At 60.3% G+C, this 23,632-nt stretch carries 23 protein-coding genes and 1 pseudogene; 13 read left to right on the forward strand and 11 right to left on the reverse strand.

Annotation, left to right across the window (positions count from 1 at the left end; genetic code table 11):
* Positions 1-67: 67 nt before the first annotated feature.
* The 5 genes from lptB to ACZ0AI_RS21785 are packed head-to-tail and all read right to left on the reverse strand — an operon-like array spanning position 68 to position 3,400.
* On the reverse strand, positions 68-793 hold the full coding sequence (lptB, locus tag ACZ0AI_RS21765) for an LPS export ABC transporter ATP-binding protein (protein WP_463563650.1): 726 nt from the start codon (positions 791-793) through the stop codon (positions 68-70).
* 2 nt (positions 794-795) lie between these two features.
* Entirely contained in the window at positions 796-1,338 is a 543-nt protein-coding gene (gene lptA, locus ACZ0AI_RS21770) for a lipopolysaccharide transport periplasmic protein LptA (protein ID WP_463563651.1), read from the reverse strand.
* A complete protein-coding gene (lptC, locus tag ACZ0AI_RS21775; RefSeq protein ID WP_463563652.1) occupies positions 1,325-1,894 on the reverse strand; it encodes an LPS export ABC transporter periplasmic protein LptC in 570 nt (189 codons plus the stop codon). The genes lptA and lptC overlap by 14 nt, the downstream gene beginning before the upstream one ends.
* Before the next feature lie 10 nt (positions 1,895-1,904).
* On the reverse strand, positions 1,905-2,426 hold the full coding sequence (locus tag ACZ0AI_RS21780; RefSeq protein WP_225835234.1) for a KdsC family phosphatase: 522 nt from the start codon (positions 2,424-2,426) through the stop codon (positions 1,905-1,907).
* Entirely contained in the window at positions 2,426-3,400 is a 975-nt protein-coding gene (locus tag ACZ0AI_RS21785; protein ID WP_225835233.1) for a KpsF/GutQ family sugar-phosphate isomerase, read from the reverse strand. Before ACZ0AI_RS21785 ends, ACZ0AI_RS21780 begins: the two co-directional genes overlap by 1 nt.
* A gap of 249 nt (positions 3,401-3,649) precedes the next feature.
* On the opposite strand from ACZ0AI_RS21785, the gene ACZ0AI_RS21790 reads away from it, so the two are divergent.
* The 10 genes and pseudogenes from ACZ0AI_RS21790 (at position 3,650) to hisC (ending at position 11,612) form a co-directional block, all read left to right on the forward strand.
* Entirely contained in the window at positions 3,650-4,459 is an 810-nt protein-coding gene (locus tag ACZ0AI_RS21790; RefSeq protein WP_463563653.1) for an ATP-binding cassette domain-containing protein, read from the forward strand.
* Entirely contained in the window at positions 4,459-5,256 is a 798-nt protein-coding gene (mlaE, locus tag ACZ0AI_RS21795) for a lipid asymmetry maintenance ABC transporter permease subunit MlaE (protein WP_225835229.1), read from the forward strand. Before ACZ0AI_RS21790 ends, mlaE begins: the two co-directional genes overlap by 1 nt.
* A complete protein-coding gene (gene mlaD, locus ACZ0AI_RS21800; RefSeq protein WP_225835227.1) occupies positions 5,256-5,729 on the forward strand; it encodes an outer membrane lipid asymmetry maintenance protein MlaD in 474 nt (157 codons plus the stop codon). The genes mlaE and mlaD overlap by 1 nt, the downstream gene beginning before the upstream one ends.
* 11 nt (positions 5,730-5,740) lie before the next feature.
* Positions 5,741-6,373, forward strand: coding sequence for an MlaC/ttg2D family ABC transporter substrate-binding protein (locus ACZ0AI_RS21805; protein ID WP_225839883.1), 633 nt, complete (start codon positions 5,741-5,743; stop codon positions 6,371-6,373).
* A pseudogene (locus tag ACZ0AI_RS21810) lies at positions 6,370-6,679 on the forward strand (STAS domain-containing protein). Before ACZ0AI_RS21805 ends, ACZ0AI_RS21810 begins: the two are co-directional and overlap by 4 nt.
* Before the next feature lie 242 nt (positions 6,680-6,921).
* A complete protein-coding gene (locus tag ACZ0AI_RS21815) occupies positions 6,922-7,161 on the forward strand; it encodes a BolA family protein (protein ID WP_225835224.1) in 240 nt (79 codons plus the stop codon).
* 15 nt (positions 7,162-7,176) lie between these two features.
* A complete protein-coding gene (murA, locus tag ACZ0AI_RS21820) occupies positions 7,177-8,442 on the forward strand; it encodes a UDP-N-acetylglucosamine 1-carboxyvinyltransferase (protein ID WP_463563655.1) in 1,266 nt (421 codons plus the stop codon).
* A gap of 4 nt (positions 8,443-8,446) precedes the next feature.
* A complete protein-coding gene (hisG, locus tag ACZ0AI_RS21825) occupies positions 8,447-9,082 on the forward strand; it encodes an ATP phosphoribosyltransferase (protein ID WP_225835222.1) in 636 nt (211 codons plus the stop codon).
* A 129-nt stretch (positions 9,083-9,211) separates the two neighbouring features.
* Entirely contained in the window at positions 9,212-10,522 is a 1,311-nt protein-coding gene (gene hisD / locus ACZ0AI_RS21830; protein WP_463563656.1) for a histidinol dehydrogenase, read from the forward strand.
* Between the two features lie 37 nt (positions 10,523-10,559).
* Positions 10,560-11,612: a histidinol-phosphate transaminase gene (gene hisC / locus ACZ0AI_RS21835; protein WP_463563657.1), complete on the forward strand. Its 1,053-nt coding sequence runs from the start codon at positions 10,560-10,562 to the stop codon at positions 11,610-11,612.
* A gap of 102 nt (positions 11,613-11,714) precedes the next feature.
* On the opposite strand, the gene ACZ0AI_RS21840 is transcribed toward hisC, so the two are convergent.
* The 3 genes from ACZ0AI_RS21840 to algW form a co-directional block, all read right to left on the reverse strand.
* The gene (locus ACZ0AI_RS21840) at positions 11,715-12,440 is read right to left on the reverse strand and encodes a DUF4198 domain-containing protein (RefSeq protein WP_463563658.1); all 726 of its coding nucleotides are present in this window, start codon (positions 12,438-12,440) and stop codon (positions 11,715-11,717) included.
* A 15-nt stretch (positions 12,441-12,455) separates the two neighbouring features.
* Positions 12,456-14,555, reverse strand: coding sequence for a TonB-dependent siderophore receptor (locus ACZ0AI_RS21845; RefSeq protein ID WP_463565995.1), 2,100 nt, complete (start codon positions 14,553-14,555; stop codon positions 12,456-12,458).
* 252 nt (positions 14,556-14,807) lie between these two features.
* Complete coding sequence (gene algW, locus ACZ0AI_RS21850; RefSeq protein WP_225835213.1) at positions 14,808-15,953, reverse strand: Do family serine endopeptidase AlgW; 1,146 nt, start codon at positions 15,951-15,953, stop codon at positions 14,808-14,810.
* A 108-nt stretch (positions 15,954-16,061) separates the two neighbouring features.
* Here algW and ACZ0AI_RS21855 point away from each other — a divergent pair, with 108 nt between their 5' ends.
* Positions 16,062-16,820 (forward strand): Nif3-like dinuclear metal center hexameric protein, encoded by a 759-nt coding sequence (locus ACZ0AI_RS21855; RefSeq protein WP_463563659.1) that lies wholly within the window; start codon positions 16,062-16,064, stop codon positions 16,818-16,820.
* Between the two features lie 54 nt (positions 16,821-16,874).
* Here the strand turns inward: ACZ0AI_RS21855 and ACZ0AI_RS21860 are convergent, their stop codons facing one another.
* Complete coding sequence (locus ACZ0AI_RS21860) at positions 16,875-19,601, reverse strand: autotransporter family protein (RefSeq protein ID WP_463563660.1); 2,727 nt, start codon at positions 19,599-19,601, stop codon at positions 16,875-16,877.
* A 386-nt stretch (positions 19,602-19,987) separates the two neighbouring features.
* Here ACZ0AI_RS21860 and cysD point away from each other — a divergent pair, with 386 nt between their 5' ends.
* Both cysD and cysN read left to right on the forward strand, forming a co-directional pair.
* Positions 19,988-20,905 carry a sulfate adenylyltransferase subunit CysD gene (cysD, locus tag ACZ0AI_RS21865; protein ID WP_225835207.1) on the forward strand — a complete coding sequence of 306 codons (918 nt, stop codon included), beginning with the start codon at positions 19,988-19,990 and terminating at the stop codon, positions 20,903-20,905.
* A 1-nt stretch (position 20,906) separates the two neighbouring features.
* Positions 20,907-22,802: a sulfate adenylyltransferase subunit CysN gene (cysN, locus tag ACZ0AI_RS21870; protein ID WP_463563661.1), complete on the forward strand. Its 1,896-nt coding sequence runs from the start codon at positions 20,907-20,909 to the stop codon at positions 22,800-22,802.
* A 110-nt stretch (positions 22,803-22,912) separates the two neighbouring features.
* Here cysN and osmE read toward each other — a convergent pair whose 3' ends face one another.
* Complete coding sequence (osmE, locus tag ACZ0AI_RS21875) at positions 22,913-23,266, reverse strand: osmotically-inducible lipoprotein OsmE (RefSeq protein WP_463563662.1); 354 nt, start codon at positions 23,264-23,266, stop codon at positions 22,913-22,915.
* Positions 23,267-23,412: 146 nt separating this feature from the next.
* Entirely contained in the window at positions 23,413-23,547 is a 135-nt protein-coding gene (locus ACZ0AI_RS21880; RefSeq protein ID WP_463563663.1) for a hypothetical protein, read from the reverse strand.
* Positions 23,548-23,632: the final 85 nt, after the last annotated feature.

The raw sequence follows: 23,632 nt of genomic DNA on the forward strand, positions 1-23,632 counted from the left end.
CGTTACCATTTCATTACGACCATGTCGTGGGGTAACAGGCTCTGGATGCCCATCGGTGGGAAAACCGTTACAGGCGGAATTCGTGGCCCAGGTAGACTTCCTTTACCATCTGGTTGGCCAGGATCGCAGCGGAGTCGCCCTCGGCGATCAGTTGGCCGTCGCTGACGATATAGGCGGTCTCGCAGATATCCAGGGTTTCGCGCACATTGTGATCGGTGATCAGCACCCCAATGCCTTTGGCTTTGAGGTGGTGAATGATTTGCTTGATGTCACCGACCGAAATCGGGTCGACGCCGGCGAAGGGCTCGTCGAGAAGGATGAATTTCGGTGATGTTGCAAGGGCGCGGGCGATTTCTACACGGCGGCGCTCACCACCCGACAGGCTCATGCCCAGGTTGTCGCGAATGTGGGTGATGTGGAATTCCTGCAGTAGGCCCTCCAGTTCCTGCAGCCGCTGCGCGCGGCTCAGATCCTTGCGCGTTTCCAGGATCGCCATGATGTTATCGGACACACTGAGCTTGCGGAAGATCGACGCTTCCTGAGGCAGGTAGCCTATACCGGCGCGGGCGCGGCCGTGCATGGGCTGGTGGCTGACGTCGAGATCGTCGATCAGTACGCGGCCCTGATCGGCCTGAACCAGGCCGACGATCATGTAGAAGCAGGTGGTCTTGCCGGCGCCGTTGGGGCCGAGCAAGCCGACGATCTGCCCGCTGTCGATGCTCAGGCTTACGTCGCGAACGACCTGGCGACCTTTATAGCTTTTGGCCAGGTGCTGGGCTTTCAGAGTTGCCATCGTTATTGGCCCTGCTCAGCGGCGGGTTTTTTCTGCGGCTGGATCACCATGTCGATACGCGGGCGCGGCGTCGACACATTGGTGCCCGTGGCGCGGCCTGCATTGACGATCTGTCGCTGGGTGTCATAGACGATTTTCTCGCCTTCGAAGGTGTTGCCTTCCTGAACCACCTTGGCCTGGTCGATCAGTACGATGCGCTCATTGGCAGCAAAGTACTGGATGGTCAGGCCGTAAGCCTTGACGATCTGCTTGTCGGCCGAGGGCTTCTGCTCGTAATAGGCGGGTTTGCCCACCGAGGTGAACACATCGACCTCACCCTTTGCGTTCTGGGTGATGGTGACGGTGTCGCCAGTGATTTTCAGGGTGCCCTGAGTGATGACGACGTCGCCGCGATACACTGCAACGCCTTGTTTGTCGTCCAGCTCAGCACTGTCGGCCTGCACGCGGATCGGTTGATCACGGTCGCTCGGCAGAGCCCAGGCGCTTGCGCTTCCGAGCGTGGCGCCGAGGCTGAGAAGTAGGGGGAGGGTTTTAACGAACCTCATGCTGGCCTCTTACGTTGGACTGCAGGAGCATCCTGCCGTCATTCAAGTACGCTTTCATTCCTTGTGCCGTGGTCACCCCGTTGGCCGCGTCGATTCTAACGGCTTGCTGGGTCTGCGCATATTCCTTCTGTGGGAATACGGTCAGGCGGCTGGTGGTAAGTATAGTGGCGCGGCCCTTTTCGTCTGTGCGTTCCACCCGCACCTGGTCGATCAATTCGACCTCGTCGCCATCGGGGCCTACCTCGCCGCGTGCGCTGCGTACTTTCCAGGGAAGCTCGGTGCCCCGGAACAGGTTCATGCGCGGTTCGGTCAGTAGGGTGACGTCGGTACTCTGCACATGCTCGAGCAGATCACTGGTCATGTCGCTCTGTACCTTGCCGTCGGGCAGGTACTGCACGCTGCGGGCGTTCACGGCGTAGAAGTCGATCGGGTTGTCCGGGCCGCTCTGCTGTGGCGCGCTGGAGAAACTGTCCGGGTTGATGTTCCAGTACCCGGCTGCCACCAGCAGCAGGGCGCCGAAGGTCAGCAGGACGGGTGTGATGAATTTGCGCAACATCAGTAAACCCCTAAAGGTAGGCCGCTTGGGCGGCTTCGAGAGTACCCTGGCCACGCATGATCAGTTCGCAGAATTCGCGTGCCGCACCTTCGCCGCCGCGCGCTTGTGTGACGCCGTGGGCATGCTCGCGCACAAATTCGTTGCCGCTGGCTACCGCCATACCCAGGCCGACACGGCGGATTACCGGCAGATCCGGCAAGTCGTCACCCAGGTAGGCCACCTGCTCGTAACTGAGGCCCAGCTCGGCGAGCAGCTCGTCGAGCACGTCGAGTTTGTCTTCACGGCCCTGGTACAAATGCTGGATACCCAGGTTCTGTGCGCGGCGCTCGACTACGGGAGTCTTGCGGCCGCTGATGATGGCCGTTCGTACGCCAGAGTTGATCAGCATCTTGATGCCCTGGCCATCCAGGGTATTGAAGGTCTTGAACTCGCTGCCATCAACGAGAAAATACAGCTTGCCGTCGGTGAGTACGCCGTCGACATCGAAAATCGCCAGTTTGATGGCGTGAGTGCGCTGCAGCAGGTCGTTCATCACATCACTCCCGCGCGCAGCAGATCGCCAAGGTTGAAGGCGCCTACAGGACGACCACTGGTATCGATCACTACCAGCGCGCTGATCTTGTTGTCTTCCATTATTTTCAGGGCCTCGGCGGCAAGCATATCAGCACGAGCGGTTTTGCCGTTGGGCGTCATGACGTCGTCGATGCACGCATCACGCACATCAATACCTTTATCCAGGGCGCGGCGCAGGTCACCGTCGGTGAAGACCCCGGCCAGGCGGCCGTCGTCTTCCAGTACGGCGGTCATGCCCAGGCCCTTCTGGGTCATCTCAAGCAGAGCTTCGCGCAGGCTGGTGCCACGATTGACCTTGGGCAGGCTGTCGCCAGCGTGCATGACGTTCTCGACTTTGAGCAGCAGGCGACGACCCAGGGCACCACCGGGATGGGAGAAGGCGAAGTCTTCGGCAGTGAAACCGCGGGCCTCCAGCAGCGCGATGGCCAGGGCGTCGCCCAGTACCAGGGAGGCGGTGGTGGAAGAGGTCGGCGCCAGGTTGAGTGGGCACGCTTCCTTGGCTACGCGGGTGTCGAGGTTGACTTCGGCAGCCTTCGAGAGCGGCGACTCGGGGTTGCCGGTCATGCTGATCAGGGTGATGCCGAGGCGCTTGATCAGCGGCAGCAAGGTCACGATTTCGGCCGTGGAGCCTGAGTTGGACAGGGCCAGGACGACGTCGTCACGGGTGATCATACCCATGTCGCCATGGCTGGCTTCAGCAGGGTGCACGAAGAAAGCGGTGGTGCCGGTGCTGGCCAGGGTCGCGGCAATCTTGTTGCCGATATGTCCGGATTTTCCCATCCCGACCACCACCACACGGCCCTTGCTGGCGAGAATCAGCTCGCACGCCTTGACGAAGTCAGCGTCAATACGGGGCAGCAGCTCTTGTACCGCCTCGATCTCTAGGCGGATGGTGCGCTGTGCGGAATCAATCAGGTCGCGGGTCTGGTTCATGCTCTGCTTGGGCTGCTGTACGAAAAAGACAGGGATTATAGCGGGAAAGACTCCGCGACTCATCATCCATGGCGTGGCTGCGAAATGGCAAAGCTGTCACAAGCCTGAACGTCGTGGGTTCTCAGCTTTGGTGGGCTATTGGGCAAATGCTATAGTCCGCAACCATTTTGGGGCCCGTGTGGCTGATCATCGTGTCCTTATTCCGATGCGGGGCGTCAGATTAGGAAGGCAGTACGTAATGGAGTTCCGATGAGCGCCGAAAATCAGTATGCGGTCGAGCTTAAAAACGTAAGTTTTCAGCGCGGCGAGCGTCACATCTTCAAGAACGTCGACATATGCATCCCGCGGGGCAAGGTTACTGGGATCATGGGGCCCTCTGGCTGCGGTAAAACCACGCTGTTACGGCTGATCGCGGCCGAGCTGCGGCCCAGCAGCGGCCAAATCCACGTCAACGGCCTGAATCTGCCTGATCTGTCGCGCAGTGAACTGTTCGACATGCGCAAGCAAATGGGCGTGCTGTTCCAGAGTGGTGCGCTGTTTACCGATCTGGATGTGTTCGAGAATGTGGCATTTCCTCTGCGTGTACACACTCAACTGCCCGAAGAAATGATTCGTGACATTGTTCTAATGAAGCTGCAGGCGGTTGGCTTGCGTGGCGCCATCGAGTTGATGCCCGATGAGCTCTCCGGCGGTATGAAGCGGCGCGTTGCGTTAGCTCGGGCAATTGCTCTGGATCCACAGATACTGATGTATGACGAGCCGTTCGTGGGGCAGGATCCAATTGCCATGGGCGTGTTGGTGCGGCTGATCCGTTTGCTCAACGATGCGTTGGGCATCACCAGTATCGTGGTGTCCCACGATCTGGCGGAGACAGCGAGCATTGCCGATTACATTTATATAGTCGGCGACAGGCAAGTGCTGGGGCAGGGAACACCCGCCGAGCTGCGCGACTCTGAGAATCCGCGGGTACGGCAGTTCATGCAGGGAACGCCGGACGGGCCGGTTCCATTCCATTTTCAAGCGCCGAGTTACCACGACGATCTACTGGGGAGGCGCTGATGCGCAGGACATCTTCACTCGAGCGCGTGCGCCTGTTCGGGCGTGCGGGCATCGACGTGGTTGCCACGCTGGGGCGTTCGACGATCTTTCTGCTACGCGCGCTGTTCGGGCGGGGTACGTCAGGTAATTCGCTGCAGTTGTTGATCAAGCAGCTGTATTCGGTGGGCGTGCTTTCACTGGCGATTATTGTGGTTTCAGGCCTGTTCATCGGCATGGTGCTGTCGCTGCAGGGGTTCAGCATTCTCGCCAAATACGGTTCCGAGCAGGCGGTCGGGCAGATGGTCGCCCTGACGCTGCTGCGTGAGCTGGGGCCAGTGGTCACTGCGCTGCTGTTCGCTGGTCGCGCGGGTTCCGCGCTGACTGCCGAGATCGGCAATATGAAGTCCACCGAGCAGTTGTCGAGCCTGGCAATGATCGGCGTCGATCCGCTCAAGCACATCGTCGCACCGCGGCTGTGGGCCGGCTTCATCTCCATGCCGCTGCTGACCATGATTTTCAGCGTGGTCGGTATCTGGGGTGGCGCGATGGTCGCCGTCGACTGGCTGGGCGTTTACGAAGGCTCGTTCTGGGCCAATATGCAAAACAGTGTTTCGTTCCGCGAAGACGTGCTCAACGGGATAATCAAAAGCCTGGTCTTCGCCTTCGTCGTCACCTGGATCGCGGTGTTCCAGGGTTACGACTGCGAGCCGACCTCGGAAGGTATCAGCCGCGCGACCACCCGAACGGTGGTCTATGCCTCGCTGGCCGTATTGGGGCTGGACTTCATTCTGACCGCTTTGATGTTTGGAGATTTCTGATGCAAAACCGCTCGATGGAAATCGGTGTCGGCCTGTTCCTTCTGGCTGGCTTGCTGGCCTTGTTGTTGCTGGCTCTGCGTGTCAGTGGCCTGGCGCCAGGCAATGCCGTTGACACTTACAAGGTCTACGCACACTTCGAAAATATCGCCGGCCTTACCATGCGCGCCAAGGTGACCATGGCGGGTGTAAGCATCGGTCGAGTAACGGCGATCGATCTGGATCGTGACAGCTACACCGGGCGCGTAACGATGGAACTCGACGGCAGTGTCGACAATCTTCCGTTGGACTCTACCGCGTCGATTCTCACTGCAGGCTTGCTCGGTGAAAAGTACGTGGGGATCAGTGTCGGTGGCGACGAGGAGTTGCTGGCCGATGGCGGAACCATTCATGACACCCAGTCTTCTCTGGTGCTTGAGGATCTGATTGGCAAATTTCTGCTCAATTCGGTCAACAGAGATCAGGACAGCCAATGAGGTACCCGATGATGATCAAGACCATGCGTAACAGCGTTGTCGCTTTGCTGGCCGCGCTGCCCTTGCTGGCAGTGGCCGCGCCTGCTGCCCATGAAGTGGTGCAGGAAACCACGCAGACCCTCTTGGCCGACCTCAAGGCCAACAAGGAGCAGTACCGCAGCAATCCTGATGCTTTCTACAACTCGCTCAACGAGATTCTCGGCCCGGTCGTGGATGTCGATGGCGTTGCCCGCAGTGTCATGACGGTGCGCTATTCGCGTGAAGCCACGCCCGAGCAGATGACCCGCTTCCAGGAGAACTTCAAGCGCAGCCTGATGCAGTTCTATGGCAACGCGTTGCTCGAGTACAACAATCAGGACATCCGTGTGCTGCCGGCCACTGGCAAGCAGGATCCACAGCGTACCTCGGTCAACATGGAAATCCGCGATGGCAAGGGCACGGTCTATCCGCTGTCGTACACCATGGTTGCCATGGACGGAACCTGGAAGCTGCGTAACGTAGTGATCAACGGTATCAACGTTGGCAAGCTGTTCCGCGATCAGTTCGCGCAGTCCATGCAGAACAACCGCAACGATCTCGACAAGGTCATCGACAGCTGGGCAGACACCGTGGCCCGTGCGCGTCAGGCCCGGGGGGCGTCGTGAGTTCAGCGGCCATCGTCGAACAGGCGCCGGGCGTTCTCGCGCTCTCCGGCATCCTCGATTATCAGAGTGGTCCCGGCCCTGCGTGAGCAGGGCGGTCGGCTGATTCAGGCCACTCAGGCAAGTACCTGCGTGATCGATTGTTCGGCGGTGGAGAAGTCCAGCAGTGTCGGTTTGTCTCTGCTGCTTGCCTATACCCGCGATGCTCGGGCTGCTGACAAAGTGTTGAGCATTCGCGGCCTGCCCCAAGACATGAATGGGATCGCCAAGGTGTGCGAGCTGCACCACGTGCTTCCCCTGGAAATCTAAGGCATTCAATACGCCGCGGTGATTACCTTCTGGCGCCGCAGCTCGATACCGAGAATTGCTTCTGGCAATTTTTTGTTATGATGCCGGCCCCATGTCTACAGGCCCGTGCCGAGTGCCGCTGGCGGATCGTGCAGCCAGCAGCGTTGCTGCCTGACCATCCCCGCAATTGCTGGCCCGGACGCTGTAAACAGATGTCGCCATGCGACGTTCACGCTTATTGAATACGTTGATCGAGGTTGAGCATGCAGGCCCTTGAGGTAAAAAGTTTCTTGGAGACCAAACTGCCGGAGGTTCAGGTAGAGGTCGACGGCGAAGGCTGCAACTTCCAGCTCAATCTGATCAGCGACGAGCTGGCCAGCCTTAGCCCGGTCAAGCGCCAGCAGCAAATTTACGCTCACCTCAATCCCTGGATCGCCGATGGCAGCATCCACGCCGTGAGCATGAAATTCTTCAGCCGTGCCGATTGGGCCGCGCGCTCCTGAGACGACGAGTTAGCTATGGATAAATTAAGCATTACTGGCGGCGTGCGTCTCGACGGCGAGATCCGCATTTCCGGTGCCAAGAACTCCGCACTGCCGATTCTGGCAGCAACCCTGCTCGGCAACGCGCCCGTGACCATCTGCAATCTGCCGCACCTGCACGACATCACCACGATGATCGAGCTGTTCGGCCGCATGGGCATCGAACCGATCATCGACGAGAAGCTCAGCGTCGAAGTCGACGCGCGTACCATGAAGACTCTGGTCGCGCCGTATGAGCTGGTGAAGACCATGCGCGCTTCGATTCTGGTGCTCGGCCCAATGGTCGCCCGCTTCGGTGAGGCCGAAGTGGCGCTGCCTGGTGGTTGCGCCATCGGTTCACGCCCGGTCGACCTGCACATCCGTGGTCTGGAAGCCATGGGCGCGACCATCGATGTCGAAGGCGGTTACATCAAGGCCAAGGCGCCGGAAGGCGGTTTGCGCGGCGCGCACTTCTTCTTCGATATGGTCAGCGTGACCGGCACCGAGAACATCCTGATGGCCGCTACCCTTGCCAAAGGGCGCACCGTACTGGAAAACGCTGCTCGTGAACCTGAGGTGGTCGATCTGGCCAACTGCCTGATCGCCATGGGCGCGAAGATTCAAGGTGCCGGTACCGACACCATCACTATCGACGGCGTTGAAAGCCTGCATGGCGCTCGCTTCAGCGTGATGCCCGACCGTATCGAAACCGGTACCTACCTGGTAGCCGCTGCTGCCACGGGTGGCCGCATCAAGGTCAAGGATGCTGATCCGAGCACCTTGGAAGCCGTACTGGCCAAGCTGCAGGAAGCGGGTGCCGAAATCACTACCGGGCCCGACTGGATCGAGCTAGACATGAAGGGCAAGCGTCCGAAGGCCGTTAGCCTGCGCACCGCTCCTTATCCGGCTTTCCCGACCGACATGCAGGCGCAGTTCATCGCTCTCAATGCCATTGCCGAAGGCTCCGGTACTGTGATCGAAACCATCTTCGAAAACCGCTTCATGCACGTTTATGAAATGAGCCGCATGGGCGCGCAGATTCAGGTCGAAGGCAACACGGCCATCGTCACCGGTACCGCGCAGCTCAAGGGCGCTCCGGTAATGGCGACCGACCTGCGTGCTTCGGCCAGCCTGGTTATCGCCGCGCTGGTCGCCCAGGGCGACACGGTGATCGATCGCATCTACCACATCGACCGTGGCTACGAATGCATCGAAGAGAAACTGCAATTGCTGGGGGCGAAGATTCGCCGCGTGCCGGGCTGACCACATGCTGACCATTGCCCTGTCCAAAGGCCGTATTCTCGATGACACCCTGCCGCTGCTCGCGGCGGCAGGCATCGTGCCGACCGAGAATCCGGACAAGAGCCGCAAGCTGATCATCCCGACCACCCAAGATGACGTACGTCTGCTGATCGTGCGCGCCACCGACGTACCGACTTATGTCGAGCATGGCGCTGCCGATCTTGGCGTCGCCGGTAAGGACGTGCTGCTCGAATACGGCGGCCAGGGGCTCTACGAGCCCCTGGATCTGCGTATTGCCCGCTGCAAATTGATGACCGCTGGCGCCATCGGTGCGGCCGAGCCCAAGGGCCGCCTGCGCGTGGCCACCAAGTTCGTTAACGTCGCCAAGCGCTACTATGCCGAGCAAGGCCGTCAGGTCGACATCATCAAGCTGTACGGTTCCATGGAGCTGGGGCCGCTGGTTGGCCTGGCCGACAAGATCATCGACGTGGTCGACACCGGCAACACCTTGCGAGCCAACGGTCTTGAAGCTCAGGAGCTGATCGCGCACATCAGTTCGCGGCTGATCGTCAACAAGGCTTCCATGAAGATGCAGCACAGCCGTGTCCAAGCCCTGATCGACACGCTGCGTGAAGCGGTCGAGACGCACCATCCGCATTGATCCTCTCCCGCGCGGCCTTCGGGCTGCGCAGTGCCTATCCGTGTCATAGCCAAATTCTCAGGTGCCCGCACGGTGGGCTTGCTACTCTAGCGGCGCCTGAGAACACGCCATCCAGATGAGGCTTTCGCTATGACCGCTCCAGTTGCCATTCGCCGACTCAACGCTGCCGACCCGGATTTCGCTCATCATCTGGATCATCTGCTGAGCTGGGAAAGCGTCTCGGATGACGGCGTCAATCAGCGCGTGCTGGATATCATCAAGGCCGTGCGTGAGCGTGGCGATGCAGCGCTGGTCGAGTTCACCCAGCGTTTCGATGCCCTTGAAGTCGCCTCCATGGCCGACCTGATTCTGCCGCGCGAGCGTCTGGAGTTGGCGCTGACGCGCATCACCACTGAGCAGCGCCAGGCGCTCGAAGTCGCCGCCGAGCGCGTGCGCAGCTACCACGAGAAACAGAAGCAGGATTCCTGGACCTACACCGAGGCCGACGGCACGGTGCTGGGCCAGAAGGTCACGCCGTTGGATCGTGCCGGCCTGTACGTGCCGGGCGGCAAGGCATCCTATCCGTCGTCGGTGCTGATGAATGCCATCCCGGCCAAGGTTGCCGGTGTCCCGGAAGTGGTGATGGTGGTGCCCACGCCGCGTGGCGAGATCAACGAGATCGTGCTTGCCGCGGCCTGCATTGCCGGTGTCGACCGGGTGTTCACCATTGGTGGCGCCCAGGCTGTCGCGGCGCTGGCCTATGGCACCGAAAGCGTGCCGCCGGTGGACAAGATCGTCGGCCCGGGCAACATCTATGTCGCAACCGCCAAGCGCCATGTGTTCGGCAAGGTTGGTATCGACATGATCGCCGGGCCGTCGGAGATTCTCGTCGTGTGCGACGGCCAGACCGACCCGGACTGGATCGCCATGGATCTGTTCTCTCAGGCCGAGCACGACGAAGACGCGCAGTCGATTCTGGTCAGCCCGGATGCAGCTTTCCTCGACAAGGTCGCCGAGAGCATCACTCGCCTGCTGCCGAGCCTGGAGCGTGAGGCGATTGCTCGTACCTCTATCGAAGGCCGTGGCGCGCTGATCCAGGTCGCGGACATGGCCCAGGCCATTGAAGTGGCCAACCGTATCGCGCCTGAACACCTGGAGCTCTCGGTCGAGAACCCGGAGCAGTACCTGCCAGAGATCCGTCACGCGGGGGCCATCTTCATGGGCCGTTACACCGCCGAAGCGCTGGGTGATTACTGTGCGGGGCCGAACCACGTGTTGCCTACATCGGGCACTGCGCGCTTCTCGTCGCCGCTGGGGGTCTACGACTTCCAGAAGCGTTCGTCGATCATCCACTGTTCGGCCGAAGGTGCTTCCGAACTCGGCAAGGTGGCCTCGGTACTGGCCCGTGGCGAGTCGCTGACCGCACACGCCCGTAGTGCCGAGTACCGCATCAAGAACTGACCCAACGATTAAACCGAATTCGAGGAGAGAAGGGCAGATGAGCAAATTCTGGAGCCCCTTCGTCAAAGGCCTGGTGCCTTACGTACCGGGTGAGCAGCCCAAGCTGAGCAAGCTGGTCAAGCTCAATACCAACGAAAATCCCTATGGCCCGTCGCCCAAGGCTATCGCCGCCATGCGCGAGGAGCTCAACGACGACCTGCGTCTGTATCCCGACCCCAACGGCGATCGCTTGAAGCAGGCAGTCGCTGAGTTCTATGGCGTAAAGACTGCTCAGGTATTCGTCGGCAACGGTTCTGACGAAGTGCTGGCCCATGCTTTCCACGGCCTGTTCCAGCATGGCAAACCGCTGTTGTTCCCCGATATCAGCTACAGCTTTTACCCGGTCTACTGTGGCCTGTATGGCATTCAGGCCGAGCCGTTGGCATTGGACGAGCAGTTTCAGATCCGTATCGAGGATTATGCGCGGCCCAATGGCGGCATCATTTTCCCGAACCCCAATGCACCTACCGGCTGCCTGCTGGCCCTGGAGGCCATCGAGCGCCTTCTACAGGCTAATCCGGATACCGTGGTGCTGGTGGATGAAGCCTATATCGACTTCGGTGGCGTCTCGGCCATCAGCCTGGTCGACAAGTACCCGAATCTGCTGGTGACCCAGACTCTGTCCAAGTCCCGCTCTCTGGCTGGCCTGCGGGTTGGCCTGGCAGTCGGGCACGTAGATCTGATCGAAGCGCTGGAGCGGATCAAGAACAGTTTCAACTCCTACCCGCTGGATCGCATCGCCATCGCCGGTGCGGCGGCGGCGTTCGAGGATCGGGCTTACTTCGAGCAGACCTGCGCCGCGGTGATCGACAGCCGCGAAAAGGTCACGGCTGGTTTGCAAGCGCTGGGGTTCGAGGTGCTGCCCTCGGCGGCCAACTTCATCTTCGCCCGCCACCCGCAGCGTGATGCTGCCGGTATTGCGGCAGCACTGCGTGAGCAGGGCGTGATCGTGCGCCACTTCAAACAGGAACGTATCGCCCAGTTCCTGCGCATCAGCATTGGTTCGCCCGAGCAGAACCAGGCGCTGCTGGATGCGCTGGCAACGCTCTGACGTTTGCGGATGGAAATAAAAAAGCCAGGGCAAATGCCCTGGCTTTTTTACATCCACATCTCTGTAGCCCGGGTTAAGCGCAGCGATACCCGGGAAACCCTGTCAGTGATGATGCCCCTGACCGATAAACGTCAGCGAGGTGAAGTAGCCACGGCTGTCGATATCGGCATCACCTTTCACCGTTTGGCTGGCCTCGGCGGCGATGATATTCAGGCCTTCGTTGCGAATCACCACCTGTGCTTCGCCCTTGGCATTGGTGGTGGCGCTGACCTGATCCGGTGCGCTGCGGTAGTCGCCGATCAGTTTGATATCGGCAGCTGGCTTGCCGTCGACCAGCACACGAACCGGCAGCGGCTTGCCTACACCGACTTCAAGAGGATCGGCCAAGGGCACGATTACCATACGCAGATCTTTCAGATCGGGCAGGTGGGCGCCTTCCTGATAGATCGCCAGGCTGTATTTGTAGGTATGCAGTGCTTCCACGGCGTTCGGGACTTTGCTACGGCCCTGATTGATCCATTTGCTGTCTGCGGTCTTCGACCAGGCACCGTTATCCAGTGCCACGGCCAACGAAGCGGGTGCGCTCAGCGGCTTCAGTCGGGCATGGTCGGCAAGGCGTTCGATGGTCACCGGAACGGTCTTGCCGGCGCCGTTGAAGGCCCAGGCGCGGCTTATCTTGTCGGCCTTGAAGGCGTCGTCTTCGGCGCCATGGCCGTAGACCACTTCGATATTGCCGCGGCGTTGCTCCGTCCACAGGCCGTGGGCGCCGGCCTGGCCGGCAACGGCCAGGAGTGCCAGTAGGGCGGCGGTTTTGCTTGAGATGCGCATGATGCGTCCTTTCGATCAGAGGTTGAGGGTCAGGCTGACACTGAGGTTGCGCGGCTCGCCGGGTAGCACCCAGACGCTGTTGTAGGCGCGCTCGTAATACTTGCGGTCGAACAGGTTGTTGAGGTTCAGGCCCACGGTGACTTCTTCGCTGGCCTTGTAGTGGGCCAGCAGATCGACCGTACTGTAGGACGGCACCGTGAAGGTGCTGCCCGCCTGACCCGAGCGCTCGCCGATGTAGTTGAGGGCTGCGCCGAGGTCGGAGCCGCGCAGGGCGCCGTTCTGGAACTCGTACACACTCATCAGGCTGGCGCTGTTGCGAGCAATACCGAGCAGGTCGCTGCCTTTCGGCAGGGCGGCGTCACCCTTGGTTACCTCGGCGTCGATGTAGGCGTAGGCACCGATGACTCGTACGGCGTCGCTCAACTGGCCGCTGAACTGCATGTCCAGGCCCTGGCTGCGGGCCTCGCCGGCGGCAACGCTGTCACCCAGGGCGTCGGTGGTGATGACGTTTTCCTTGTCGATCTGGAACAGGGCGATGGTCGCGCCAAGGCGGCCGTCGAGCAGGTCGAGTTTCACGCCGGTCTCGTAGCCCAGGCCTTTCTCCGGTTTGTAGACCTGGCCCTGGGTGCCGATGGTGTTGGGTTTGAACGAGGTAGAGGCATTGGCGAACACGCCGACCTGCGGGGTCAGTTGATAGAGCAGGCCGAGGCGCGGTGTGGCGACGTCCTTTTCCTGGCTGTTGCTGACGCGCGTGGAGCGGTTCAGTGATGTCTGCTCGACATGCTCCAGGCGTACCCCGACCAGACCGCGCAGACGATCGGTAAAGGCGACTTGATCCTGCAGGTTTAGTGCGTAGCTTTCCGTGCGCTCGTGGAAGTCATTGACACGCGTCAGCGCTGGCTTGGGCTGGCCGTACACCGGGTTGTAGATATCCAGACCGTAGCTCAGCAGGGTCGCGCTCTGTGGATACTTCTGGCTGTTGCGGTAGTTCTCGTACTCCAGGCCGATCAGGGTCTGGTGCTGCCAGCCGGCAAACTCGAAATCACCATGCAGCTCGGCCTGGGTGATGTTGTCGTTCCACTCGAAATCACGTTGGCGATAGAAGCGGGTGATGGTGGTGCCGACCAGCGCCTGGGGTTCCGAGCTGTTTCCCTGCAAGGTGCCTTGGGTGTAATGGTTGGCCAGACGCAGTTTCCAGGTGTCGTTCAGGTAGTGCTCGAGGGCCAGGTCGAGGGTCTGGTTGTCGTTGCGAATGTCACCGTCGTTGGGCTCGCCAACGAACGTTGATCGCTTGACTGAGCCCAGCTGGCCATTCACGGCCGGGATGCCGCGGTCGAATACGGATTCGGTGCGGGAGAACTCGGCGTCCAGCATCAGCCGGGTATCCGGGGATATCTGCCAGCTCAGCGACGGGCTGACGATGCGCCGCTCGCTGCCGACGTGATCGCGAAAGCTGCCGTTGTCCTCGATGGCCATATTGACCCGGGAGAGCAGGTGGCCGTCTTCGGTAAGTGGAGTATTCACGTCCAGGCTGCTGCGGTAGCGATCCCAGCTACCGGCACTCAGCGAGAGGGTGGTAAATGCCTCCTCTTGCGGGCGCTTGGTGACGATATTGACCAGGCCGCCAGGGTCGCCGCGGCCATAGAGACTGGCCGCCGGCCCCTTGAGGACTTCAATTCGTTCGATGTTGGAGGTATCCGGCGAACTGTAGCTGCCCCGGTTGATCGCGAAACCGTTCTTGTACAGCTCGCCGGTGGTGAAGCCCCGCACGCTGTAATTGAGGAAGGTCAGCCCACCGAAGTTGTTTTGCCGCGAAACGCCGCCGGCGAAATCCAGGGCGCGGTCGATGCGCGTGGTATTGAGATCCTTGAGTACCTGGGCCGGTACCACCTGAATGCTCTGCGGGGTATCGCGGATGTCGGTGTCGGTACGGGTAGCCGTTGCCGAGCGCGTGGCGCGATAGCCCTGTACCGGGCCATCGGCGGACTCCTGGCGATGTTGGGCATTGATCACGCTTTCGTCGAGCAGCAGTGCATCGGGGTTTTCGGCGTACGAGGAAATACTCAGCAGGCTGAGCGGTAGGCTGGTGAGCAGGGCGAGGGAGCGATGCAAGATGCAGATCCTTGGCAAATTAAAAACGTAATAACATTACATTTTAATGCTGTCAGGCTGCAACTACAGCTTTCTATTTCGCTATCTGTGTCGTGTTCACGGTAAGGTTTTCAGGACGAGCCGCGCTTCAAGACGAAGCCAGGCGGCACCTGTGGAAGATCAGGGAAGGCGTGGGCGATCAGCCATTCCCCGTGTATTGCTACTGGCTGATCGCTGCCCGGTGCGGCGGTATTTCTGGCAGCAACGCCATGTGTTCTAGTTGCTGGTGGCGACTGGCGGGCGTACGCCAACTTCGGCACTGAGTTCCATCATCTTGCCATTGCGCATGACTTCGATACGGATCGTCTCACCCGGTTTGGCACGAGCGACCTGGTTCATCGAGCGGCGAGCGTCACCGGCAGGCTCACCATCTATCTTGAGGATCAGGTCGTTGGGCTGCAGGCCTGCTTTCTGCGCCGGGCCATTGCGGTAGATGCCGGCGACGATGATGCCTTGCCGTCCTTCCAGCCCGAAGGACTCGGCCAGCTCCGGAGTCAGCGGCTGCACTTCGAGGCCCAGCCAGCCACGGATTACCTGACCGTGCTCGATGATAGCCTGCATCACTTCCATCGCCAGCTTCACCGGAATGGCGAAACCGATGCCCTGCGAGCCCCCAGACTTGGAGAAGATCGCCGTGTTGATGCCGACCAAATTGCCATAGGCGTCGACCAGCGCACCGCCGGAGTTGCCGGGGTTGATCGCCGCGTCAGTCTGGATGAAGTCTTCGTAAGTGTTGAGGCCCAGCTGGTTACGCCCGGTGGCGCTGATGATGCCCATGGTCACGGTCTGGCCGACGCCAAACGGGTTACCGATGGCCAGGGTGACGTCACCGATCCTGATATTGTCGGAGCGGCCCAGTGTCATGGAGGGCAGATCCTTGAGATCGATCTTCAGTACTGCGAGGTCGGTTTCCGGATCGCTACCGATCACCCGTGCTAGCGTCTCGCGGCCATCCTTGAGTGCCACTACGATCTGATCCGCATTGGCGGTCACGTGGTTGTTGGTCAGCAGATAGCCTTCCGGGCTCATGATCACCGCCGAGCCGAGGCTGGATTCCATGCGCCGTTGGCCTGGCAGATTCTCACCATAGAACTTGCGGAACTGCGGATCATCGAGCAACGGGTGGTTAGACTTGCCTACGTACTTGGTGGTGTACAGGTTGGCCACCGCCGGCGAGGCAGTGCTCACTGCCGTGGCGTAGGACGCAGGGCCCTCCTGCGCGCGCGCATAAGCGGGCGCCTGGCGGAGCTGCACGTCTTGCATCGGCAGGCCCACCAGTTGCGGGTACTGTTGCATGACCAGCAGCGATACCAGAACGCCGACCAGTAGGGGCCAGCCGAAGAAACGCAGGGCCTTGAGCATCGATCCAATCCTGAGGGTTGCGAGGCCCTGATCGGGCCCTTAAGGTGCGCCATTATAGAGAACCGCGCCAATAAAGCAGCGGTTCGCAACAGCTCGTGAGGAAACAATATGGCCATTGCTCTAACGACCTTGGTGGAGGACGCCGAACGCTATCTTGGCGCTTCGCGTATCAGCGATTACTGCCCCAATGGCCTGCAGGTCGAGGGCCGGCCACAGGTGCAGCGCATCGTCAGTGGCGTGACTGCCAGCCTCGCGCTGATCGAAGCGGCCGTTGAGGCGCACGCAGACGTGCTGCTGGTGCACCACGGCTATTTCTGGAAAGGCGAAAACCCTTGCATCACCGGCATGAAGCAGCGCCGCTTGAAAACCCTGCTGGCCAACGACATCAGTTTGCTGGCCTATCACCTGCCGCTGGATATGCATGCCGAGGTGGGCAATAACGTGCAGCTCGCCCGGCAACTGGATATCACCGTCGAGGGGCCGCTGGAACCGGACAACCCACGTACCGTCGGCCTGGTCGGTTCGCTGGCGCAGCCTATGAGCGCACGGGATTTTGCCCGCCGCGTACATGAAGTGCTGGGGCGAGAGCCGTTATTGGTAGAGGGTGAGGGGATGGTCAGCCGTATTGGCTGGTGTACGGGAGGCGGTCAGGGTTACATCGATCAGGCTATCGCCGCAGGCGTCGACCTCTATCTGACCGGAGAAGCCTCTGAGCAGACTTACCACAGCGCCCGGGAAAACAGCGTCAGCTTCATCGCTGCTGGGCATCACGCGACCGAACGCTATGGCGTTCAGGCCTTAGGCGAGTACTTGAGCCGGCGCTTCGCCATCGAGCATCTGTTCATCGATTGTCCGAACCCGATCTAGGGTTTCGAGGAACGGCGACCGGGCCTGCCGCTCGGTCGCCGTATTGGGGCAGGATCAGAAGTCGTAACGAACCTTGGCACGGAGGGTGTCGGCATCGAAGCCCGAACGACCCACGTGCTCATAGCCCGCACCGAGGCTCAGCGCACCGACGCGGTAGTTGACGCCCAGGCTGGCCTCGTAACTGTCACGGGCCGGGCTGGCGCCGTGGGTTACGAATGACGAACCGCCGAGCACGAAGCTCGAGGTGCTGGTGGCTTGATCGGCCGCGAAGTCGTGATAGGCCATCAGCTTCAGCTCCGGCTCCAGCGTACCCTGGCCGACGGAGAACTGGCTGGCCAGACGCGCACCCGCACCGAGCTCGATGGTCTCGTAACGCTGGCTGTTCACTGCCAGTGCTGCGGAAGAGCCTTTTTCACGGTAGCTGTCGATGTCCAGGCGGCTGTAGCGTGCGGCAACGCGCGGTTCCAGGGTGATGCCGTTGGCGTGCAGTCCGTAGCCTGCCTCCAGGTTCAGCGCCAGAGACTGGCTGTCGAAATCACCCTTGGCGCGAGTGCCGGCGACGTTGCGCTTGCTGGTGTTGTCGTTGAAACCGTAGCTCAGGCTGGTGTCGACGAAAACCGGGCCTTGTTCGAAGCCCGAGTAGAGCGTCAGCACCTGGGTGTCGATCTCGCTCTTGTTACCGTTGCGGCCACTCACGTTGGTGTCCAGGTTGCTGTAGGCGGCACCCAGTGTCCATTGCTCGTTCAGCTTGCCGTCGATACCCAGGCTGAGACCGCGGCTGTCGGCGTCGTAACCGGCGATGCCGCTGCGGCGACCCTGACGCAGATCGCTGTCATGACCCTGCACCCAGAACCCACTCTCACTGAATGCCGAGCCGGAGGACGCGCCGCGCAGCGCCGAAGTACGCGAAGCTACTGCGCCGGTCACCATGTGTTGCGCCGCGTTCACTGCGGCCTGCGCGGCACCATCGACTTGCGGTGCGAGCTGCTCGCTCAGTGCCGCGAGCTGGGCTTCGTCGGCGTTGGCGAATGCCTGGAATACAGGGTCGCTGTTGTCCAGTTGCCCCATGACACTTGCATAGAAGGGTTGGAAAGCGCGGCCCGCGTTCGGGCTGCTGCCTGCCTGGTCGATGATCTCGCCGGCCTGTTCGCCGGATACCGTGCTGACTGTCGCCAGAACTTCGGTATCGGTGAGTCTGGAGGAATCGACGGTCAGCAGTGGGGAGCTGCTGAGAACCTGCGGGCCTGCACCTTCGTACTCAAGTACACCGGCTTTGATTAGCTTGTACTCCTTGCCAGCAGCCCGGAATGCCTCAGAGGTCGGACGCAGAGCGATGCTGCTCGTAGGAGCAAAATAGGCGTCGTCGCGCACCGTCAGAATGGCGCGATTCGGGTCTGTCGCATCGCTCAGGTTGAGTTGCAGCTCGGTGCCGCGGTTCATTTCCAGAACGCCGTCGATGGTGACGTGCGGCTGCACCAGAGTCAGTCGTCCCGGCTTACCCAAAGGGCTGTCTTCTGCATTGAACAGGTCGACAACGCTAAGTTGTTCGCCGGCAAATTGCCCATTCTCGATGCGTGTGCCATCGAAAATGGTGTCCCCGGTTACAGCTATGTAGCCGATACCCGAAATATTGCCTTTTACGGTTCCGCCAGCCAGATCTACACGCAGGGTGGAGTCACCCGGGTTGGCATAAATGGAATACTCACCACCCTCGATCACACCGCCTTTATGCACGATGTCGTAGTCGGGATCTAACGGATCGCCTCCGTCCGAGGTGAAATCCGACAGATAGATACCGACCCGGTCGCCCTGAATGGTTCCGCTGTTGACGATGCCGCCATCGATGCGTCCACCATCCACATAGAGGCCGGCTGAATCCTCTCCCCTGGCGCGGATGGTGCCGCTGTTGTTCAGTTCGCCATCGATCTCTGCTTGATAAAGCACGATGCCGGCTGCGGTACCGCCCTGGCCACCCACTGCAGTCACGTCTATGTTGCCGCTGTTGATCAGGTCGCCGCTGATGCGCGCGAGATCTGAGTGCCCTTCATAGGCGTGTACGGCAATACCGCTGGCTTCATACGCACTGACGGTAACGTCACCGCTGTTATTCAGGTCACCATTGATAATGCTGGTATCCACGGTGATGCCTTCAGCTTCGCTGAGGTTGCTTGCATCGCCAGGTGCGGTAATGCCCTCGGCCGTGATAGTGCCCGTGTTGTTCAGCCCATTGAACTGACTGCCCGCATAAGCGGCGATGCCGTGGATATAGTCGCCGCTGACGGAGATAGACCCATCGTTATCGAGCGCGCCAGCCAATGTGCTGGCGCCGATACGAATTCCGTCGGCCTGATCTAGGCTGCTCACCTCAATGCTGCCGCTGTTCTTCAGGCCACTACCTGCCGTGACCGAGTTCAGGCCTAGGCCTGCCGGTGAATTGGAACCACCGGTAAGCGCATCTGTTGCTGTGACCTTGAGCGCGCCGCTGTTGGTGATACCACCGTCCAACTGCGTGTTGTCGAGAGTCACTGCCGTTGGGCTTCCTGCGTTTGTCGTGACGTCGGCGCCGACCGTCAAACCGCCTTGTACAGATGTATTGCCGGTCAGCGTGATGGCGTTTTCCGTCGTCGAGAGCGCGCCAGAGATGGACAGGCCATCGGCAATCGTTTGATTGCTCCAAGTCTTGGCACCGTTATCGATCTGGTAGGTTTCTGCGTGAGCGGCAAGGCTGGCAGTGGTGATTGCGAGGGCGAGCATGGAGCGGGTTAGTGGTGTGGATGACATTCGGCTCTCCTTGAGCACAGCAACGTGAAACACCCTGGTTGGCAGCGAGCGGGGAGCTCGCGTCCCGGTAGGCGGGATTGACGCAGTCGCATGCTGATTTTTTACTCACAGGGTGAGCAAGCTCGCGCGACCGCTATTGCGAAATGTTTCGCCGGGTTCATTGACGACCTGATGGGTAGGAGAGTTCCGCAGCGCTCCGCAAAAAGTAGGATTATTCCGATTTGTTGCGTGGAGCGTTGTGATGCCAATGAGTCCAAATTGGCAGGTATAAAGTTAGATCGTTTCGATCTAAGTGGCTTCCTGAATAGAATGAGGTGCTGTGCTAGAGTGCGCGCTCGTCCAAGGCCCGCCGGCCTGAATAAAATATCGTTATCCCGTGAGTAGCCATGCTCGACAAACTGACGCACTTGAAACAGCTCGAGGCGGAAAGCATCCACATCATTCGTGAAGTGGCCGCCGAATTCGATAACCCGGTGATGCTCTATTCCATCGGCAAAGATTCCGCCGTGATGCTGCATCTCGCGCGCAAGGCCTTCTTCCCCGGGAAGCTGCCATTCCCGGTGATGCACGTGGATACGCGCTGGAAGTTCCAGGAAATGTACAGCTTCCGCGAGAAGATGGTCAGCGAGTACGGCCTGGATCTGATCACCCACACCAACCCCGAGGGTGTGGCGCAGGACATGAACCCCTTCACTTACGGCAGTGCCAAGCACACCGACGTGATGAAGACCGAAGGCCTCAAGCAGGCGCTGGACAAGTACGGCTTCGACGCTGCCTTCGGTGGCGCGCGCCGTGACGAAGAGAAGTCCCGTGCCAAGGAGCGTGTGTACTCGTTCCGCGACAACAAGCACCGCTGGGATCCGAAGAACCAGCGGCCCGAGCTGTGGAACGTTTACAACGGCAACGTCAAGAAGGGCGAGTCGATCCGCGTATTCCCGCTCTCCAACTGGACAGAGCTGGATATCTGGCAGTACATCTACCTTGAGCAGATTCCGATCGTGCCGCTGTATTTCGCCGAAGAGCGCGAAGTCATCGAGATGAACGGCGCGTTGATCATGATCGACGATGAACGCATCCTCGAGCACCTCACTCCCGAGCAGAAAGCCAGCATTCACAAGAAGATGGTGCGCTTCCGTACCCTGGGCTGCTACCCGCTAACAGGCGCGGTGGAGTCCACTGCCAGCACCCTGCCGGAAATCATTCAGGAAATGCTGTTGGCCAAGACCTCTGAGCGCCAGGGCCGGGTTATCGATCATGACTCGTCCGGCTCGATGGAAGAGAAGAAACGCCAGGGGTACTTTTGATATGTCGCACCAATCCGAATTGATCAGCGAGGATATCCTCGCTTACTTGGCCCAGCACGAACGTAAAGAGCTGCTGCGTTTTCTGACTTGCGGCAATGTCGACGACGGCAAGAGCACGCTGATCGGCCGCCTGCTGCACGACTCCAAGATGATCTACGAAGACCATCTGGATGCCATCACCAAAGACTCGAAAAAAGTCGGCACCACCGGTGAAGACATCGACCTGGCGCTGCTGGTCGACGGCCTGCAGGCCGAGCGCGAGCAGGGCATCACCATCGATGTCGCGTACCGCTATTTCAGCACGACCAAGCGCAAGTTCATCATCGCCGATACCCCCGGCCATGAGCAGTACACGCGCAACATGGCAACCGGCGCCTCCAACTGCGACCTGGCGATCATCCTGATCGACGCCCGTTACGGTGTGCAGACCCAGACCAAGCGCCACAGCTTCATCGCCTCGCTGCTGGGCATCAAGCACATCGTCGTCGCCATCAACAAGATGGATCTGAAGGGCTTCGATGAGGGTGTGTTCGAGCAGATCAAGGCCGATTACCAGGCTTTTGCCGACAAGATCAACCTCAAGCCCACGTCGCTGTTCTTCGTGCCCATGTCGGCGCTCAAGGGCGACAACGTGGTCAACAAGTCCGAGCGTTCGCCGTGGTACAGCGGCCAGTCGCTGATGGAAATTCTCGAGACCGTGGAAGTGGCGGGCGACCGCAATTTCGACGATCTGCGCTTCCCTGTGCAGTACGTCAATCGTCCGAACCTGAACTTCCGCGGCTTCGCCGGCACCCTGGCGAGCGGTATCGTGCGCAAGGGTGATGAAATCATCGCTCTGCCATCGGGCAAGGGCAGCAAGGTCAAGTCCATCGTCACCTATGAAGGCGAGCTGGAGCAGGCCGGCCCTGGCCAGGCGATCACCCTGACCCTGGAAGACGAGATCGACGTATCGCGCGGCGACATGCTGGTGCATGCCGACAACCACCCGCAGGTGGTCGACAGCTTCGACGCCATGCTTGTGTGGATGGCCGAAGAGCCGATGCTGCCTGGCAAGAAATACGACATCAAGCGCGCCACCAGCTACGTGCCGGGCTCCATTGCTAGCATCGCTCACCGGATCGATGTGAACACCCTGGAAGAGGGTGCCGCGAGCAGCCTGCAGCTCAATGAAATCGGCAAGGTGAAGATTGCCCTGGATGCGCCGATCGCCTTGGACGGTTATGCCCATAACCGCACCACCGGCTCGTTCATCATCATCGACCGGCTGACCAATGGCACCGTCGGCGCCGGCATGATCATCAGTGATGCTCAGGTTTCCGGTTCGGGTCACCACAGCGAATCCGGCCACGTCTCCACCGAAGAGCGAGCATCGCGGTTCGGTCAGCAACCGGCCACCGTGTTGTTCAGCGGCTTGTCTGGTGCGGGCAAGAGCACGCTGGCGTACGCGGTCGAGCGCAAGCTGTTCGACATGGGCCGTGCGGTTTACGTGCTCGATGGCCAGAACTTGCGCCATGACCTGAACAAGGGCTTGCCGCAGGATCGCGCCGGGCGTACCGAGAACTGGCGTCGTGCCGCGCACGTGGCGCGTCAGTTCAACGAAGCCGGTCTGCTTACCCTGGCCGCTTTCGTGGCGCCGGATGCGGAAGGACGTGAGCAGGCCAAAGTGCTGATTGGTGCTGAGCGTCTGATCACCGTTTACGTGCAGGCGTCGCCGCAGGTGTGCGCAGAGCGTGACCCGCAGGGACTATATGCGGCGGCTGGCGATAACATTCCGGGCGAGTCCTTCCCGTACGATGTGCCGTTGAACGCTGATCTGGTGGTGGATACGCAAAACTTATCTGTGGACGAGGGCGTCAAGCAGGTGCTGGCAGTACTGCGCAGCCGCGGCGCTATCTAAAATCTACGGATGATCAGCTGCGCGTCGGCCCTGCTGCTCGGGGCCTGATCGCTGCGCAAAAAAATGCCCGCTCTCCTAGGAGGCGGGCATTTTTATTACCGGCGGCTGAATCAGATACCCTTACCACGGGCGCGTTCGCGCTCGTTGATTTCCATCTGCTCGCAGGTCAGGAAGCCTTTGCTGTCGACCCGGTCTGCGGAGTTGAAGGCAACGTAGTAAGGCTGTTCTTTGCCGTCACGGTTGAGGACATAGTTGTTGCAGGTGCCCGGAAGAAGCGTGCGGGTCATCTCCGAGGAGGGTGGGCCGCCCAGTTCCAGAACGGTCGACTTGCTCATGTCTTTCTCGACCTGTTTGACCAGCGGCTCGTTACGGTAGGTGATGTGGTCAACCGGATTTTCCGGCTTGCCGGCACAACCGGTAAGAACGGCCAGAACGCATGCGGCACCCAGACTTTGCTTGAACATGGTTTATTTCCCTTGTGATGAACCTGACCATTTTTTCGAGCCTGGCGGGTGTGGATAAGTTCGTCCTAAATCACCCAGGGTTCGATTGGGTCATGCCCACAGCGCATTCCAGCGCCGTTGCCGGTGTTCACCCAAGGCATTGGTGGCTAGCGCTCAACGACCTGCTGTTGCTGGCTGCTATCCACGGCTTCACCCAGAATGGGCGCCGGAGCGCGGCTGGGCAGTGCGAGCGCATTGGCGCTCAAAAGGCTCAGGGTCAGGAGGATGGTCAGGACTTTCATGGTGTACCTCGTTCTCTCTGCATACGGTGTTTCACGGAACCATGCTAAGGGCGGGGTAGTCAGGGATGAAGTCGACTGTCTCGAT

It is taken from the genome of Pseudomonas sp. AC355 (genome assembly GCF_979258205.1).